The sequence below is a fragment of the Sphingopyxis selenitireducens genome, assembly GCF_051550705.1.
GTDB lineage: Bacteria > Pseudomonadota > Alphaproteobacteria > Sphingomonadales > Sphingomonadaceae > Sphingopyxis.
The window spans coordinates 728,112-743,804 of the sequence record NZ_JBPULG010000001.1; the positions used below are offsets into that span (position 1 = coordinate 728,112).

Sequence of the window (15,693 nt, forward strand, 5' to 3'; positions counted from 1 at the left end):
CCACCGTGACGGGTGAAAGAAGGGCTACTTACCAACGCTTGGCGTTCCAAAGTTGCTCGTCCGCTTCCCACCCCGAAGCCGACAAAAGGGCAGGCCCGAAAATTCCGCTGTCCTACATTACCCGGAGCGCATAGCCTCTCACTCATGCCCACTCGACCACCCCTCCATCGCTACCATGCGCCACACAGTGTCCCGCCGTGCGCGAGGGCCGAAGTGGAGGGGTACGTAGGGTGTACTTCCTATACTTTGGAATAAAATTGCGCGTTCCAACCCCCAATCCCCGACGCCTGATTGGCCGCAATACAAGCCCTGTCATCGTAATTTCACAAAGCCATCCGCTTTTCCCTTGCAGGGCGGCGGCGGCATCGCCACCTTGTGTTCCTAGGGGCCGCCTCTCTCCCCCCGGCGGGCCTCGCAAGGAGAAAAGTCCATGCCGTCTTTTTCGGAGAGCCTCGAAAAGACCCTGCACAATGCTCTGAAGGCCGCTTCGGAGCGTCATCACGAATATGCGACGCTCGAGCATCTGCTTTACGCGCTGATCGACGACGATCATGCCGCCGAAGTGATGCGCGCCTGCGGCGTCGCGCTCGACGACCTGCAATCGGCGGTCGTCCACTATCTCGATACCGAACTCGACAGCCTGAAGGTCGAAGGGCACAGCGACCCGTCGCCCACGTCGGGCTTCCAGCGCGTCGTCCAGCGCGCGATCCTGCATGTCCAGTCGTCGGGCAAGGATGAAGTGACGGGCGCCAACGTCCTCGTCGCGCTGTTCTCGGAACGCGAATCCTACGCCGTCTATTTCCTGCAGCAGCAAGATCTGACGCGCCTCGATGCGGTCTCCTATCTGAGCCACGGCGTCGGCAAGGGCGGCAAGCCCTCCGCGCAGGCCGAGCCCGAGGAAAAGGAAGAGACGAAGGACAAGGACAGCGGCGGCAAGAACAAGAAAGAAACCGCGCTCGACCAGTTCACCGTCAACCTCAATGAAAAGGCGAAAATCGGCAAGGTCGATCCGCTGATCGGCCGCAGCGCCGAGGTCGATCGCACGATCCAGATTCTCTGCCGCCGGTCGAAGAACAACCCGCTCTATGTGGGTGATCCCGGCGTCGGCAAGACGGCGATTGCCGAGGGCCTCGCGCGCAAGATCATCGAGGGCGACGTGCCCGAGGTGCTGCTGCCTGCGGTCATCTATTCGCTCGACATGGGCGCACTGCTCGCCGGGACTCGTTACCGGGGTGATTTCGAGGAGCGGCTGAAACAGGTCGTCACCGAACTCGAAGGCCTGCCGCACGCGATCCTGTTCATCGACGAGATCCACACCGTCATCGGCGCGGGCGCGACGAGCGGCGGCGCGATGGATGCATCGAACCTCTTGAAGCCCGCACTGTCGGGCGGCGTGATCCGCTGCATCGGCTCGACGACGTACAAGGAGTTTCGCAATCACTTCGAAAAGGACCGCGCTTTGCTGCGCCGGTTCCAGAAGATCGATGTGATCGAGCCCAGCCTTGAGGATACGAAAAAGATCCTCGCGGGCCTGCGCAGCGCGTTCGAGGCCCATCATCAGGTGCGCTACACGCAGGACGCGATCAACGCCGCGGTCGACCTGTCGGCGCGCTACATCAACGATCGCAAATTGCCCGACAAGGCGATCGACGTGATCGACGAGGTTGGCGCGATGCAGATGCTCGTCGCCCCGTCGAAGCGCAAGAAGACGATCACCGCCAAGGAGATCGAGGCCGTGATCGCGACGATGGCACGCATCCCGCCCAAATCGGTGTCGAGCGACGACAAGGCGACGCTCGCCAGCTTGGAGACCGACCTCAAGCGCGTCGTCTTCGGTCAGAACACCGCGATCGAAGTGCTGTCGTCGGCGATCAAACTCAGCCGTGCGGGCCTGCGCGATCCCGAAAAGCCGATCGGCAACTATCTCTTCTCGGGTCCGACCGGCGTCGGCAAGACCGAGGTCGCGAAGCAGCTCGCGTCGATCATGGGCATCCCGCTCCAGCGTTTCGACATGTCGGAATATATGGAGCGCCATTCGGTCAGCCGTCTGATCGGCGCGCCCCCGGGCTATGTCGGCTATGATCAGGGCGGGCTGCTCACCGACGCGATCGACCAGAACCCGCATTGCGTGCTGCTGCTCGACGAGATCGAAAAGGCGCATCCCGACCTGTTCAACATCCTGTTGCAGGTCATGGATCATGGCCGCCTGACCGATCACCACGGCAAGACGGTCGACTTCCGCAACGTCATCCTGATCATGACGACCAATGCGGGCGCCAGCGACATGGCGCGCGAGGGCATCGGCTTCGGTGCGTTCACGCGCGAGGATGTGCAGGAGGAAGCGGTGAAGAATCTCTTCACCCCCGAATTCCGCAACCGCCTCGATGCGATCGTGCCCTTCGGCTATCTGCCGCCCGAAGTGGTCGCCCGCGTTGTCGACAAGTTCATCCTGCAGCTCGAGCTGCAGCTGGCCGACCGCAACGTCCACATCCAGCTCGACGACGGCGCCCGCGAATGGCTCACGTCAAAGGGCTATGACAAGCTTTATGGCGCGCGTCCGATGGGCCGCCTGATCCAGGAAAAGATCAAGCAGCCGCTTGCCGAGGAACTGCTCTTCGGCAAGCTCGTCCACGGCGGCGAGGTCAAGGTGAAGATGAAGACCGGCGACGACGCCCATGTCGGCAACCCGCTGGCCTTCGAAATCGTCTCCGCTCCGCCCAAGGCCGGCAAGGGCAAGCCCAAAGCCGACAAGGCAAAGAAGGCGGCCGAGTAAAGGTGACGGGGCGGTCGATGGCCGCCCCTCGCTTTTTCGGCCTCCAGCGACTATATCACCCTCATGTACGACTATGTATCCGTAACCGCCGGCGACGCAGGCTCGCCCTCCCCCGTCCGCGACGGCACGATCAAGCTTCACGACGAGGCGGGCTTCGCCGGCATGCGCAAGGCGGGCCGCCTGTCCGCCGAAATCCTCGACGCGCTCGTCCCCTTCGTCCAGCCCGGCGTGACCACCGCTGCGATCGACGATCTCGTGCGCCAGATGATGCTCGACGGTGGCGGCATCCCGGCGACGCTCGGCTACCGCGGCTTCACGCACAGCTGCTGCACCAGCATCAACCATGTCGTCTGCCACGGCATCCCCGATGACAAGCCGGTGCGCGAGGGCGATATCGTCAACATCGACGTCACCAGCATCATCGACGGCTGGCACGGCGACACCAGCCGCATGTATCTGGTCGGCGACGTACCCATCAAGGCAAAGCGGCTCGTCGAAGTGACCTATGAATGCCTGATGCTCGGCATCGAACAGGCAAAGCCCGGCAACCGCATGGGCGATGTCGCCCACGCGATCCAGCAATATGCCGAAAAGCATCGCTATTCGGTCGTCCGCGACTTCTGCGGCCATGGGCTCGGCCAGATGTTCCACGACGCGCCCGAGGTCGTCCACGCCGGCCGCCCCGGCACCGGGCCGGAACTGCGCCCCGGCATGTTCTTCACGATCGAGCCGATGATCAACACCGGCAAATATGCGGTGAAGATGCTCCCCGACGGCTGGACCGCGGTCACCCGCGACCGCAGCCTGTCGGCGCAGTTCGAACACAGCATCGGCATCACCGAAACCGGCTGCGAGATTTTCACCGCAAGTCCCAAGGGCCTGAACGCACCACCCTGGGCCTGATCGACCCACCGATTATTCCGTCATCCCGGGCTTGACCCGGGACCCGCCTTCGTTTGCCGCAAGAAAAGGCAGGCCCCGGATCAAGCCCGGGATGACGACAAGACGGCACCCCCACTTTCCCCCTTGCACCGCCGTGCCTTCGGGCGCAGTCTTGACGTTAACGTCAAGCATAGGCGTCGAAACGGGAGAGCATGGAATGGCGAAACGGGTCTTTTCGGCTGCGCTGCTGGGCAGCGCGCTGCTGGCACTGGCAGCATGCAATGCATCGAAGAATGAAAGCGCGAGCGGCGGCCAGCTCGACGCCGCCGAACAGGCCAGCGAGACCCTGCTCAAGACCGGCGGCAACGGCGATGACTGGGGCGCGATCGGCTACAGCTATGACGAGCAACGCTTCAGCCCGCTGACCGACATCAACGACCAGAATGTGGGCCAGCTCGGCCTCGCATGGTCGGCCGATCTGGAAGATGCGCGCGGACAGGAAGCGACCCCGGTGGTCGTCGACGGCGTGATGTACGTCACCCACGCCTGGTCGAAAGTCAGCGCATGGGACGCCGCGACCGGCAAACCCTTATGGAAATTCGACCCCAAAGTTCCCGGCGAACGCGCGGTTTCGGCCTGCTGCGACGTCGTCAACCGCGGCGTCGCCGTCTGGGGCGACAAGCTTTTCGTCGGCGCGCTCGACGGCCGGCTGATCGCGCTCGACAAGAAGACCGGCAAGGAGCTGTGGTCGACGCAGACCTTCGACACGTCAAAACCCTATACGATCACCGGCGCCCCGCGCGTCGTGAAGGACATGGTGCTGATCGGCAATGGCGGCGCCGAATTCGGGGTGCGCGGCTATGTCACCGCTTATGATGCCGACACGGGCAAGGAGCGCTGGCGCTTCTACACCGCGCCCAACCCGACCAAGGCAAAGGACGGCGCGGCCTCCGACGACATCTTCGCCAGCAAGGCCAACACCACATGGTCCGACAAGGGCGAGTGGCAGACGTCGGGCGGCGGCGGCACCGTGTGGGACGCCATCGTCTATGACAAGGATCTCGATCAGGTCTACCTCGGCGTCGGCAACGGCAACCCGTGGAACCATGGCACCCGCTCGAATGGCGAGGGCGACAACTGGTTCCTCTCCTCGATCGTCGCCCTCGACGCCTCGACCGGCAAATATAAGTGGCATTATCAGGAAACCCCGGCCGAAACCTGGGACTATACCGCAACCCAGCCGATCATCCTCGCCGAACAGGCGGTCAATGGCACCCCGACCAAGGTGCTGTACCACGCGCCGAAAAACGGCTTCTTCTTCACCATCAACCGCAGCAACGGCAAGCTATTGGACGCCAAACCCTTCGTCGACGGGATCAACTGGGCGACGGGTTACGACATGGCGACCGGCCGTCCGATCGAAAATCCCGACGCGCGTTTCTACAAGACCGGCAAACCCTTTATCGCCGTCCCCGGCGCACTCGGCGCGCATAACTGGCACCCGATGAGCTACAACCCCAAAACCGGGTTCGTCTACATCCCTGCGCAGCAGATTCCGCAGGGCTATCTCGCCGACATGGACGAGCTCGACAAACGCAAGGTGCTCGGCTTCAACGTCGGCACCTCGCTCAACAAGACGATGCTGCCGGATGACAAGGCCGCATTCCGCGCCGCAGTCGCCGCGACCACCGGGCGGCTCGTCGCCTTCGACCCGCGCACCGGCAAGGTCGCGTGGGGCGTCGACTATCCCGCCGCATGGAATGGCGGCACGATGACGACCGCGGGCAATCTGGTGTTTCAGGGCACCAGCACCGGGCGCTTCCGCGCCTATGCCGCCGACACCGGCAAACAGTTGCTCGACCTCGACATGCAGTCGGGGATCGTCAGCGCGCCGTCGACCTTCCGCGTCAATGGTGTCCAATATGTGGCCTTCATGACCAGCAAGGGCGGCGCCTTCCCGCTCGTCGCCGGAATTGCGGGCGGGGTGACGCGAAAGGTGCCCAATATCCCGCGCCTCGTCGTGCTCAAGATCGGCGGCACCGCGCAGCTTCCCGCGCCGCCCGCGACAACGACGCTCGCGTGGGCCCCGCCGCCGATGACCGCCAAACCCGCCGAGGTTGCAGCGGGCAAGGCGCATTTCGGCCGTTATTGCCAAGTCTGTCACGGCGACAGCGCGATCGGCAACGGCTTCACCCCCGACATCCGCGTCTCGGGCACCCTCGCCAACGCCGACGCATGGAAGTCGGTGATTATCGACGGCGCGCTGAAGGACCGCGGCATGGTCAGCTTCGCCCGCGTGCTGACCCCGCAGGATGCCGAGGCGATCCGCGCCTATGTCATCGAACGATCGAACTGGACCAAGGCCAATCTCCCCGACGCATCGGCGCCGATGGGGAGATAGCCCTCCCCCCACCCGCATCGTCACCCCGGACTTGATCCGGGGCCTGCCTTTTTCGCATGAGAAAAGGCGGGTGCCGGGTCAAACCCGGCATGACGAGAAGGAACCGGGCAAGCCCGGACCCGGATTGCCCAAAATTTAATCACCGTTTTCACGCCCCTGCCTACCCCTTGGGCAGCGGCACCACGCCCCATCAAAAATTGTCCCGAAAGCGCGCGATTCGCCAATTGGCACGGCTCTTGATTGGTGCAAGATGGCGGAACACCGCGGCGACTCACGAGCCAGGACCGGATCAGGCGCGCCTGACCCGGCTTTGTCTGCGAGCAGCGGAGGAAGGCCCAAAGGGGAATGTAAGTGAAGAAGATTGAGGCGATCATCAAGCCGTTCAAGCTCGACGAGGTGAAGGAAGCGCTGCACGAAGTCGGCGTCAGCGGGATCACCGTCACCGAGGCCAAGGGCTTCGGCCGGCAAAAGGGTCACACCGAACTGTATCGCGGCGCCGAATATGTCGTCGATTTCCTGCCCAAGGTGAAACTGGAAATCGTCGTCGAGGACAGCATGGCCGAACGCGTCGTCGAAGCGATCGCGGCGGCCGCGCAAACCGGCCGCATCGGCGATGGCAAGATCTTCGTCAGCCACATTGAATCGGCGCTGCGTATCCGCACCGGCGAACGCAACGAAGACGCGCTTTAAGACACCCCGAAACCCGACAGGTTCAACCCATCCCGGCCCTTGCCGGCGACTATCGCAAGAAGGAAGCTTAGATCATGGCTACGAAGCCCAAGGATATCATCGCACGGATCAAGGAAAACGACATCGAGTGGGTCGATCTGCGCTTCACCGATCCGAAGGGCAAATGGCATCACCTGACGATGGTCGCTTCGGTCCTCGGCGAGGATGAGCTTGAAGACGGCCTGATGTTCGACGGCTCGTCGATCGAAGGCTGGAAGGCGATCAACGAAAGCGACATGATCCTCAAGCCCGATCTCGACGCGGTGTATGACGATCCCTTCTCGGCGACCCCGATGCTGATCATGGTCTGCGATATCGTCGAACCCGCGACCGGCGAAGGCTATTCGCGCGACCCGCGCACCACCGCGAAGCGCGCCGAAGCCTATGTCGGCACCACCGGCATCGGCGACACCGTCTATGTCGGTCCCGAAGCCGAATTCTTCATGTTCGACGACGTCCGTTTCGAAACCGGTTACAACAAGTCGGGTTTCGAGATCGACGATATCGAACTGCCGACCAACAGCGGCCGCGCTTATGAAGGCGGCAACCTCGCCCACCGTCCGCGCGTCAAGGGCGGCTATTTCCCCGTCGCGCCGGTCGACAGCGCCGTCGACATCCGCGCCGAAATGGTCTCGACGATGCTCGAACTCGGCCTGCCCTGCGACAAGCATCATCATGAAGTCGCTGCCGCGCAGCACGAACTCGGCCTGACCTTCGGCACCCTCACCGAAACCGCCGACCGCATGCAGGTCTATAAATATGTCGTGCATCAGGTCGCCCATGCCTATGGCAAGACCGCGACCTTCATGCCGAAGCCGATCAAGGACGATAACGGCAGCGGCATGCACACCCACATTTCGATCTGGGAAAAGGGCAAGCCGCTCTTCGCCGGCAACGGCTATGCCGGCCTCAGCGACATGTGCCTCTATTTCATCGGCGGCGTGATCAAGCATGCCAAGGCGCTGAATGCCTTCACCAACCCGTCGACGAACAGCTACAAGCGCCTCGTCCCGGGCTTCGAAGCCCCGGTGCTGCTCGCTTACTCGAGCCGCAACCGTTCGGCGTCGTGCCGCATTCCTTACGGCGCCGGCGCCAAGGCAAAGCGCGTCGAATTCCGCTTCCCCGACGCGATGGCGAACCCCTATCTCTGCTATTCGGCGCTGCTGATGGCAGGCCTCGACGGCATCCAGAACAAGATCCACCCCGGCGACGCGATGGACAAGAATCTGTACGACCTGCCGCCCGAGGAACTGAAGGAAGTCCCGACCGTCTGCGGCAGCCTTCGCGAAGCCCTCGACAGCCTGCTCGCCGACCACGACTTCCTGCTCAAGGGCGACGTGTTCTCGAAGGACCAGATCGAAGCCTATGTCGAACTGAAGTGGGACGAAGTCCATCGCTTCGAACAGACCCCCAGCCCGGTCGAATTCGACATGTACTACAGCGCCTGATCCGCAAGGTTCAGCGACGCGAAGAGGGGCGTCCGGTTCGGGGGAACCGGGCGCCCCTTTTTTTTCCCGCTTCTCTGCTGGATAGCTGGTTGCGGGGCCTCGCCGCCGGTGGCAGGATGGGCCCAAAGGGCTCCGGAAGCTCCGACCGCGAAAGGCAGCGAACCCATGACGATGCGAGCCTCTTTTGCCCTGCCCTTGCTGTTGCTGGCGTCATGCGGCGGCGGGGGAAGCGGAAGCACGCCGCCCGCGCAAAATTCGCCGCCGGCCTTCACTTCACCCCAAACCGCCTCGATGGCCGAGAACGGCACCGCGGCCTATCAGGCCGCCGCGAGCGATGCCGACGCCAACACCCTCGTCTTTTCGATCGACGGCGGTGCCGACGGGGCGCTTTTCGCTATCACTGCGGCGGGCGCGCTCCGCTTCAATGCCGCCCCCGATTATGATCTTCCCGGCGATGCCGATGGCGACAATGTCTATAATGTCCGGATCAGCGTCAGCGACGGCCGGGTTAGCGCCACGCAGGTGGTCAATGTCACCGTCACCAACAGCCGCGAAGGCATATCGGTCAAGCGCGTCGCTACCGGGTTCGACCAGCCTACCTATTTGCTCGGCGTTCCCGGCAGCAGCGACGTTTATGTGCTGGAAAAGGGCGGCCGAATCTATCGCATGACCCCGTCTGGTGCCAAAACACTGTTCCTCACGGTCGACAACCTTTCGACCGACGGTGAGGGCGGATTGCTCGGCATGGCATGGTTTCCCCGGCCCGCGAATTCCAATCGCTTCGTAATCTATTGCACGAACGCCGCGGGTGATATCGAGCTTCGCGAATATCGTTCCGGCGGGACGCAGCCGGTGGCGACCTTTACGATACCTCATCCCGGGGCGAACAATCATAACGGCGGCTCGCTGGCCTTCGGCCCCGACGGCTTGCTATATGTCGGGGTGGGCGATGGCGGCGGCGCGGGCGATCCCGGAAACAATGCCCAGAATCCCAATTCGCGGCTTGGCAAGATATTGCGGTTCCGGGTCCTCTACGACCCCTATGCGGGCGCATCGGTTCCCAACAATGATTCTTTCTTTAGGCCCGCCGCCGGCAATCCCTATCTCGGCGGCGGCGGCGACCCCTATGTTTATGCGCTGGGGCTGCGCAATCCGTTCCGGACCTCCTTCTCGGGCTCGACGCTGATCATCGGCGACGTCGGGCAAGGCGCGGTCGAAGAAATCGACCTGGTCACCACGGCACAACCCGGCCTCAACTTCGGCTGGCGCTTCAAGGAGGGCACCCGGCCATACACCGGCACGGCGCCCGGCGGGCTTACCGACCCCGTGGCCGAATATGGCCATGGCAGCGGCCCGCGACAGGGCAATTCGATCACCGGCGGCTATGTCTATCGGGGTCCGGTGACGTCACTCGCCGGTCAATATGTCTTCGCCGATTTCGTTTCGGGCAACATCTGGTCGGTGCCTTTCGCGAGCTTCGTCGGCGGCCAGACGCTCGCCTCGTCGCGCTTCGCGCGGCGGAACGAGGATTTCGCCCCCGACGCCGGAACGCTGAGCTCGATTGCCTCCTTCGGTGAGGACAGCGCGGGCAACCTCTTCCTCATCAGCATCGGCGGCGATATCTTCATGGTGCAGCCAGGCTGATCGCTTGCCCTCGCGCGCACCGCGCGCCACAAGGACGGCATCCAGAGGAGTCTTCCCCATGAAATCGTTGCCGCTTGCCGCCCTCGTCGCCGTCCAGCTTGCGCTCGCGCCCGCTGCTTATGCCAAGCTCAGCAAGGCCGAAAGCGGCATGGCAAAGACGATCGAGACCGAACAGGCGCGCTCGATCGCGTTGCTCGAACGGCTCGTCAATCAGAACAGCGGCACGCTCAACCTCGCGGGCGTCGAAAAGGTCGGGCAGATGATGCGCGCCGAGCTCGAACCGCTCGGCTTTGCGGTGACGTGGAAACCGACGCCGGAGACGAAGCGCGCCGGGCATCTGATCGCGGTGCATAAGGGGCGGGATGATGCAAAGCGCCTGCTGCTGATCGCGCATCTCGACACGGTGTTCGAACCCGATTCGCCCTTTCAGAAATTCGTTCGCAAAGGCGATATGGGCGAAGGCCCCGGCGCCGGCGACGACAAGGGCGGGATGGTCGTCATCGTCGCCGCGCTCCGCGCGATGCAGGCGGCGGGAACGCTGAAGGACGCCAATATCGAAATCCATATGACCGGCGACGAAGAGGATGCGGGCGAGCCGACCGACCTGTCGCGCGCCGACCTGATCGCTGCAGGAAAGCGCAGCGACATCGCGCTCGATTTCGAAGGACTGGTGCGCGATGGGGGCGCTGACATGGGCTCGATCGCGCGGCGCAGCAGCGAAAGCTGGACCGTCACCGCGACCGGACAGACCGGCCACAGCTCGGGTATTTTCAGCGATGGTGTCGGCGACGGCGCCATTTATGAACTCGCGCGCATTCTCCACAGGTTCCGCACCGAACTTCCCGAACCCAATCTCACCTTCAACGTCGGGCTGATCGCCGGCGGCGAAAGCGCCAGCGTCGATGCCGGCGGAATTCGCGCCGTCGCGACCGGAAAGACCAACATCATCGCGCCCGCCGCGATCGCCCGCGGCGACCTGCGCACCCTCTCGGTCGAACAGGCAAACCGCGTGAAGGCCAAAATGGCGGCGATCGTCGCCGACCATGCGCCTGCCACGGGAGCGACGCTGGGGTTCGATCCCGTGGGCTATCCCGCGATGGCGCCGACCGACGGCAACCGCGCCTTGCTCGCAAAGCTCAACGGCGTGAACCGCGACCTCGGCCTTGCCGAAATGGCGCCGCTCGACCCGCTGAAGCGCGGGGCGGGCGACATCAGCTTCGTCGCCGCCGATGTCGACGGGCTCGCCGGACTCGGCCCGCACAGCATCGGCGATCATGCCCCGGGCGAAGCGGTCGACATCCCCAGCATCAGCCGCCAGGCGACCCGCGCTGCCATATTGATGTCACGCCTTGCTGCTGAAAAGCGCTAACCCGCCAGTTTTCACAGTTGGCCTTCCTTGATTCATCCGCCACAGTGATTAGGTAGCAATCCGAGACGGAATCCACCGCCGATGGGAGAAGAATGATGAGCACCGAACAGCATCTGAAACAAAATTACATCGGCGGCCAATGGGTCGACAGCAAGGGCGGCAAGGCGCACGACGTCATCAACCCCGCGACCGAAGAAGCGGCTTCGACGATCGTCCTCGGCACCGCCGCCGACGTCGACGACGCCGTCGCCGCCGCGAAGAAGGCCTTCAAGACCTTCTCGCAGACGAGCCGCGAAGAACGCCTCGCGCTGCTGAACCGCATCGTCGAGGAGTATAAAAAGCGCGGTGCCGACCTCGCCAAGTCGATGGCGGCCGAAATGGGCGCCCCCGTCAGCTTCGCCGGAACCGCACAGGTCGGCGCCGGCATCGGCGGCTTCCTCGGCACCATTGCGGCGCTGCAGGATTTCTCCTTCACCGAAAAATATGCTGCAGGCGTTCTCGCCTATGAACCGATCGGCGTCGTCGGCATGATCACCCCGTGGAACTGGCCGCTCAACCAGATCGCGCTCAAGGTCGCCCCCGCGCTCGCCGCCGGCAACACGATGATCCTGAAGCCGTCGGAAGAATGCCCCGGCAACGCCACGATCTTCGCCGAAATCCTCGACGCCGCGGGCGTACCCCCGGGCGTGTTCAACCTCGTTCAGGGCGACGGCCCGACCGTCGGCAACGCCATCTCGTCGCACCCCGGCATCGAAATGGTGAGCTTCACCGGATCGACCCGCGCCGGGATCATGGTCGCCAAGGCAGCTGCCGACACGGTCAAGCGCGTCCATCAGGAACTCGGCGGCAAGTCGCCGAACGTCGTCCTGCCCGACGCTGATTTCGCCGCCGTGCTGCCCCCGACGGTGCAGGGCGTGCTCGTCAACACCGGCCAAAGCTGCATCGCCCCCACCCGCATCCTCGTCCAGAAGGATCGCGCAGCCGAAGCCGTCGGCGTCATCAAGGCGATGTTCGACGGAACGCAGGTCGGCGACCCGATGGCCGAAGGCGGCCATATCGGCCCGGTCGTGAACAAGGCGCAGTTCGACAAGATTCAGGGCCTGATCCAGTCGGCGATCGACGAGGGCGCGACGCTCGAAACCGGCGGCACCGGCCTGCCGTCGAACGTCAACCGCGGCTATTACATCAAGCCGACGGTCTTCTCGGGCGTCACCCGCAACATGCGGATCGCCAATGAGGAAATCTTCGGCCCCGTCGCAACCGTCATGGCTTATGAAGACCTCGACGAGGCGGTCGATATCGCCAACGACACCGAATATGGCCTGTCGGCGGTCATCTCGGGCGACCCCGCCAAGGCCGCCGCCATCGCGCCGAAACTGCGCGCCGGCATGGTCGCGGTCAACGCATGGGGGCCCGGCCCGGGCGCAGCCTTCGGCGGCTACAAGGCGTCGGGCAACGGCCGCGAAGGCGGCCTGCTCGGGCTCAAGGATTTCATGGAAGTGAAATCTATCAGCGGCATCCCGGCGTAAGCCGACAAACTCCCCTCCCGCCTGCGGGAGGGGTCGGGGGTGGGCCAGCGACGTCGCCATTGCCCACCCCGCTGCGACTAACGAACAAGTTCGCAAGTCTCGCTGCCCCTCCCGTTTACGGGAGGGGTTTTGCGTTGTGCCAACACCCGCTATGCGCAGCGCATCATGACCATGACCCGCTCCCCGCTCGCGCCCGAAAGCTTTCCCGCCCTCCCCGACATCGCCGGGGTGACACGCCGCGTCGCGCGCGCGCAGTACAAAAATTGGGACCGCTGCGACCTCACCTATATCGAGCTGTCGCCGGGCACGACCGCCGCGGGCGTATTCACGCGCAACATCTGCTGCTCGTCCGAGGTTGAACTCGGCCGAGAGCAGGTGAAGGGCGGCGTCGGCCGCGCGCTGATCGTCAACGCCGGCAACAGCAACGCCTTCACCGGCTATCGCGGCCGCGAAGCGGTCGAACAGATTATGGCGCAGGTCGCCGATCATCTCGGCTGCGAGCCCGGCGAAGTTTTCGTCAGCTCGACCGGCGTCATCGGCGTACCGCTGCCCAAGGACAAGGCTCGCGCCGGGGTCGCCGCCGCGCTCACCGCGCCGTCCTGCTCGTGGGAAGCCGCCGCCGAAACCATCTGCACCACCGACACCTTCGCCAAAGGCTCGGCCGCCAGCGCGATCGTCGGCGACCGGACCGTGCAGGTTGCGGGGATCGTCAAAGGATCGGGGATGATCGCCCCCGACATGGCGACGATGCTCGGCTATATCTTCACCGACGCCGCGGTCGCCCCCGCGCTGCTGCAGGAGATGCTGAGCGAGGCGACAGGCGGCAGCTTCAACGCCATCACCGTCGACAGCGACACCTCGACCAGCGACACCGTGCTGCTGTTCGCGACGGGTCAGGCGGGAGGCGCCCCCCTCACCACCCGCGACGACCCCGGCGCCGACGCGCTTTACGCCGCGATCCGCGCCGTCTCGCTCGACCTCGCGCAGCAAGTCGTGCGCGACGGCGAAGGCGCATCGAAATTCATCGAAATCCAGGTGAGCGGCGCGGTCAGCGACGACAGCGCGAAGCGCGTCGCGCTCGCCATCGCCAATTCGCCGCTGGTGAAAACCGCGATCGCGGGCGAGGATGCGAACTGGGGCCGCGTCGTGATGGCGGTGGGCAAGGCCGGCGAACCCGCCGACCGCGACCGCCTTGCGATCCGTTTCGGCGATCATTGGGTGGCAAAGGATGGACTGCCGGTCGACGGCTATGACGAGACGCCGGTCGCCGCGCACCTCAAAGGCTTCGAAATCCGCGTCGGCGCCGATCTCGGGCTGGGCGAAGGCCGCGCCACAGTCTGGACCTGCGACCTGACCCACGGCTACATCAGCATCAACGCCGATTACCGGAGCTGAATTTGTGACGCCGCGACAGCCATCGACAGGACGGATCGGGCCCGGCGGCTGAAGCCCGCAGGCCGGTTCGTCATGCATGCGGGGACAAGAATATGCCGGCCATGGTGACGACCAAAGATATCGCGATCAAGCTCGGCTTTTCGATCTCCACAATCGGACGCGCCCTGTCGGGGGACCCGCGCATCAGCGAAAAGACCAAGCGCGCCGTGCGCATCGCGGCAGAAGAGCTTGGCTATGTCGAAAACCTGCCCGCGCGGATGATGCGCGGGGGGTCGAGCAACCTCATCGGGCTGATCCTTCCCGACATTCGGAATGATTTCTTCGCATCGATCGCACAGGCTCTTTCGGAGAGTTGCGACCGCGAAGGCTATCGCATCGCGCTATCGATCACAGGCGACGATCCCGAAACCGAGACGCGCCATATCCGCGACTTCGTCGGCGCGCGGGTTGCCGGGATCATCCTGGTGCCAAGCGCTGGCCTGAAGAGCGAGAGCGTCACGCTGCTTCGTCAGGTGCCGCATGTGCAATTGCTTAGGTACGCCGATGGTCCCGACGATCTCTGGTTCGGAATCGACGACGATGATGCGATGGAACGCGCCGTCGGCCATTTGCTCGACCTGGGACATCGCCGGATCGCCTATGTCGCCGGTTCCGAACGCCTATCGACCGGGCGCCGACGGCTCGAAGGCGTCCACGAGGCTTATCGCAAGCGCGATGTTCCCTTGTCGATGCTCACCGCCCTTCTCGACAAGCCGACCGCAAGCTGGGGTGAACGGGCAGTCGATGACGTCATGGCGCTGCCCGATCGTCCCACCGCGATCCTGTCAGGGTCCGCCCATGTCACCATGGGAATCATCGCGTCCCTCCGCCGGGCCGGGGTCGATATCCCCACGCAGATGTCGGTCATCGGCTTCGGCGATCCCAGTTGGAGCCTATGGTGGCAGCCGCCGCTTACGGTGATCCGTCCACCCATTCAGTCGCTGGCAACCCATTGCGCCCTCTGGTTCATGGACCGGCTGCGCACGGCCGGGGATCAGCTGGTCCAATCCCATCATGCTACCAGTGCGTCCGAACTGGTGGTGCGGGGCTCCACCGGCCCGCCCCGAAACAGCTGAACTCAGTTCATGGATGCTCGCCGGAGGACATGCCCCCGCCGAAGCGGGGGCAGGATCATTCTTAAAGCGCGCCTTCCAGCCAGCCCTTGAGCGCGCTCTTCGGCGCCGCTCCGACCTTGGTGTCCGCGACTTCGCCATTTTTGAACAGGATCATCGTCGGGATGCCGCGCACGCCATATTTGGCGGGGGCGTTCGGATGATCGTCGATGTTCAGCTTGGCGATCACCACTTTCTCTCCGAGTTCGTCGGCGATTTCTTCGAGCGACGGGCCGATCATCTTGCACGGACCGCACCATTCGGCCCAGAAATCGACGAGAACGGGGGTGTCGCTGTCGAGCACATCGGCCTGAAAGCTGTCGTCGCTGATCGCCTTGGTACCCATAATCTGTCTCCTGAGAATATCCTGTT

At 64.1% G+C, this 15,693-nt stretch carries 11 protein-coding genes; 10 read left to right on the forward strand and 1 reads right to left on the reverse strand.

Translation table 11 applies throughout. From position 1 onward, the window contains the following. Positions 1–430 precede the first annotated feature (430 nt). The 10 genes from clpA (at position 431) to ACSYDV_RS03445 (ending at position 15,285) form a co-directional block, all read left to right on the forward strand. Positions 431–2,773, forward strand: coding sequence for an ATP-dependent Clp protease ATP-binding subunit ClpA (gene clpA, locus ACSYDV_RS03400; protein WP_438322332.1), 2,343 nt, complete (start codon positions 431–433; stop codon positions 2,771–2,773). Positions 2,774–2,836: 63 nt separating this feature from the next. After that, positions 2,837–3,676 (forward strand): type I methionyl aminopeptidase, encoded by an 840-nt coding sequence (map, locus tag ACSYDV_RS03405; RefSeq protein ID WP_438322333.1) that lies wholly within the window; start codon positions 2,837–2,839, stop codon positions 3,674–3,676. A gap of 196 nt (positions 3,677–3,872) precedes the next feature. Beyond that, positions 3,873–6,056 (forward strand): PQQ-dependent dehydrogenase, methanol/ethanol family, encoded by a 2,184-nt coding sequence (locus tag ACSYDV_RS03410; RefSeq protein WP_438322334.1) that lies wholly within the window; start codon positions 3,873–3,875, stop codon positions 6,054–6,056. Between the two features lie 351 nt (positions 6,057–6,407). Further along, entirely contained in the window at positions 6,408–6,746 is a 339-nt protein-coding gene (locus tag ACSYDV_RS03415; protein ID WP_088472916.1) for a P-II family nitrogen regulator, read from the forward strand. Between the two features lie 74 nt (positions 6,747–6,820). Continuing rightward, positions 6,821–8,233, forward strand: a complete 1,413-nt coding sequence (glnA, locus tag ACSYDV_RS03420) for a type I glutamate--ammonia ligase (RefSeq protein ID WP_438322335.1) — start codon at positions 6,821–6,823, stop codon at positions 8,231–8,233. A gap of 165 nt (positions 8,234–8,398) precedes the next feature. After that, positions 8,399–9,877 (forward strand): PQQ-dependent sugar dehydrogenase, encoded by a 1,479-nt coding sequence (locus ACSYDV_RS03425; protein ID WP_438322336.1) that lies wholly within the window; start codon positions 8,399–8,401, stop codon positions 9,875–9,877. A gap of 58 nt (positions 9,878–9,935) precedes the next feature. Further along, positions 9,936–11,246 carry a M20/M25/M40 family metallo-hydrolase gene (locus ACSYDV_RS03430; RefSeq protein ID WP_438322337.1) on the forward strand — a complete coding sequence of 437 codons (1,311 nt, stop codon included), beginning with the start codon at positions 9,936–9,938 and terminating at the stop codon, positions 11,244–11,246. A 95-nt stretch (positions 11,247–11,341) separates the two neighbouring features. Beyond that, entirely contained in the window at positions 11,342–12,775 is a 1,434-nt protein-coding gene (locus ACSYDV_RS03435) for an aldehyde dehydrogenase family protein (protein ID WP_438322338.1), read from the forward strand. 165 nt (positions 12,776–12,940) lie between these two features. Beyond that, positions 12,941–14,170, forward strand: coding sequence for a bifunctional glutamate N-acetyltransferase/amino-acid acetyltransferase ArgJ (gene argJ / locus ACSYDV_RS03440; RefSeq protein WP_438322339.1), 1,230 nt, complete (start codon positions 12,941–12,943; stop codon positions 14,168–14,170). Positions 14,171–14,271: 101 nt separating this feature from the next. Next, positions 14,272–15,285, forward strand: a complete 1,014-nt coding sequence (locus ACSYDV_RS03445) for a LacI family DNA-binding transcriptional regulator (protein WP_438322340.1) — start codon at positions 14,272–14,274, stop codon at positions 15,283–15,285. A gap of 61 nt (positions 15,286–15,346) precedes the next feature. Here the strand turns inward: ACSYDV_RS03445 and trxA are convergent, their stop codons facing one another. After that, entirely contained in the window at positions 15,347–15,667 is a 321-nt protein-coding gene (trxA, locus tag ACSYDV_RS03450; RefSeq protein ID WP_088472922.1) for a thioredoxin TrxA, read from the reverse strand. Positions 15,668–15,693: the final 26 nt, after the last annotated feature.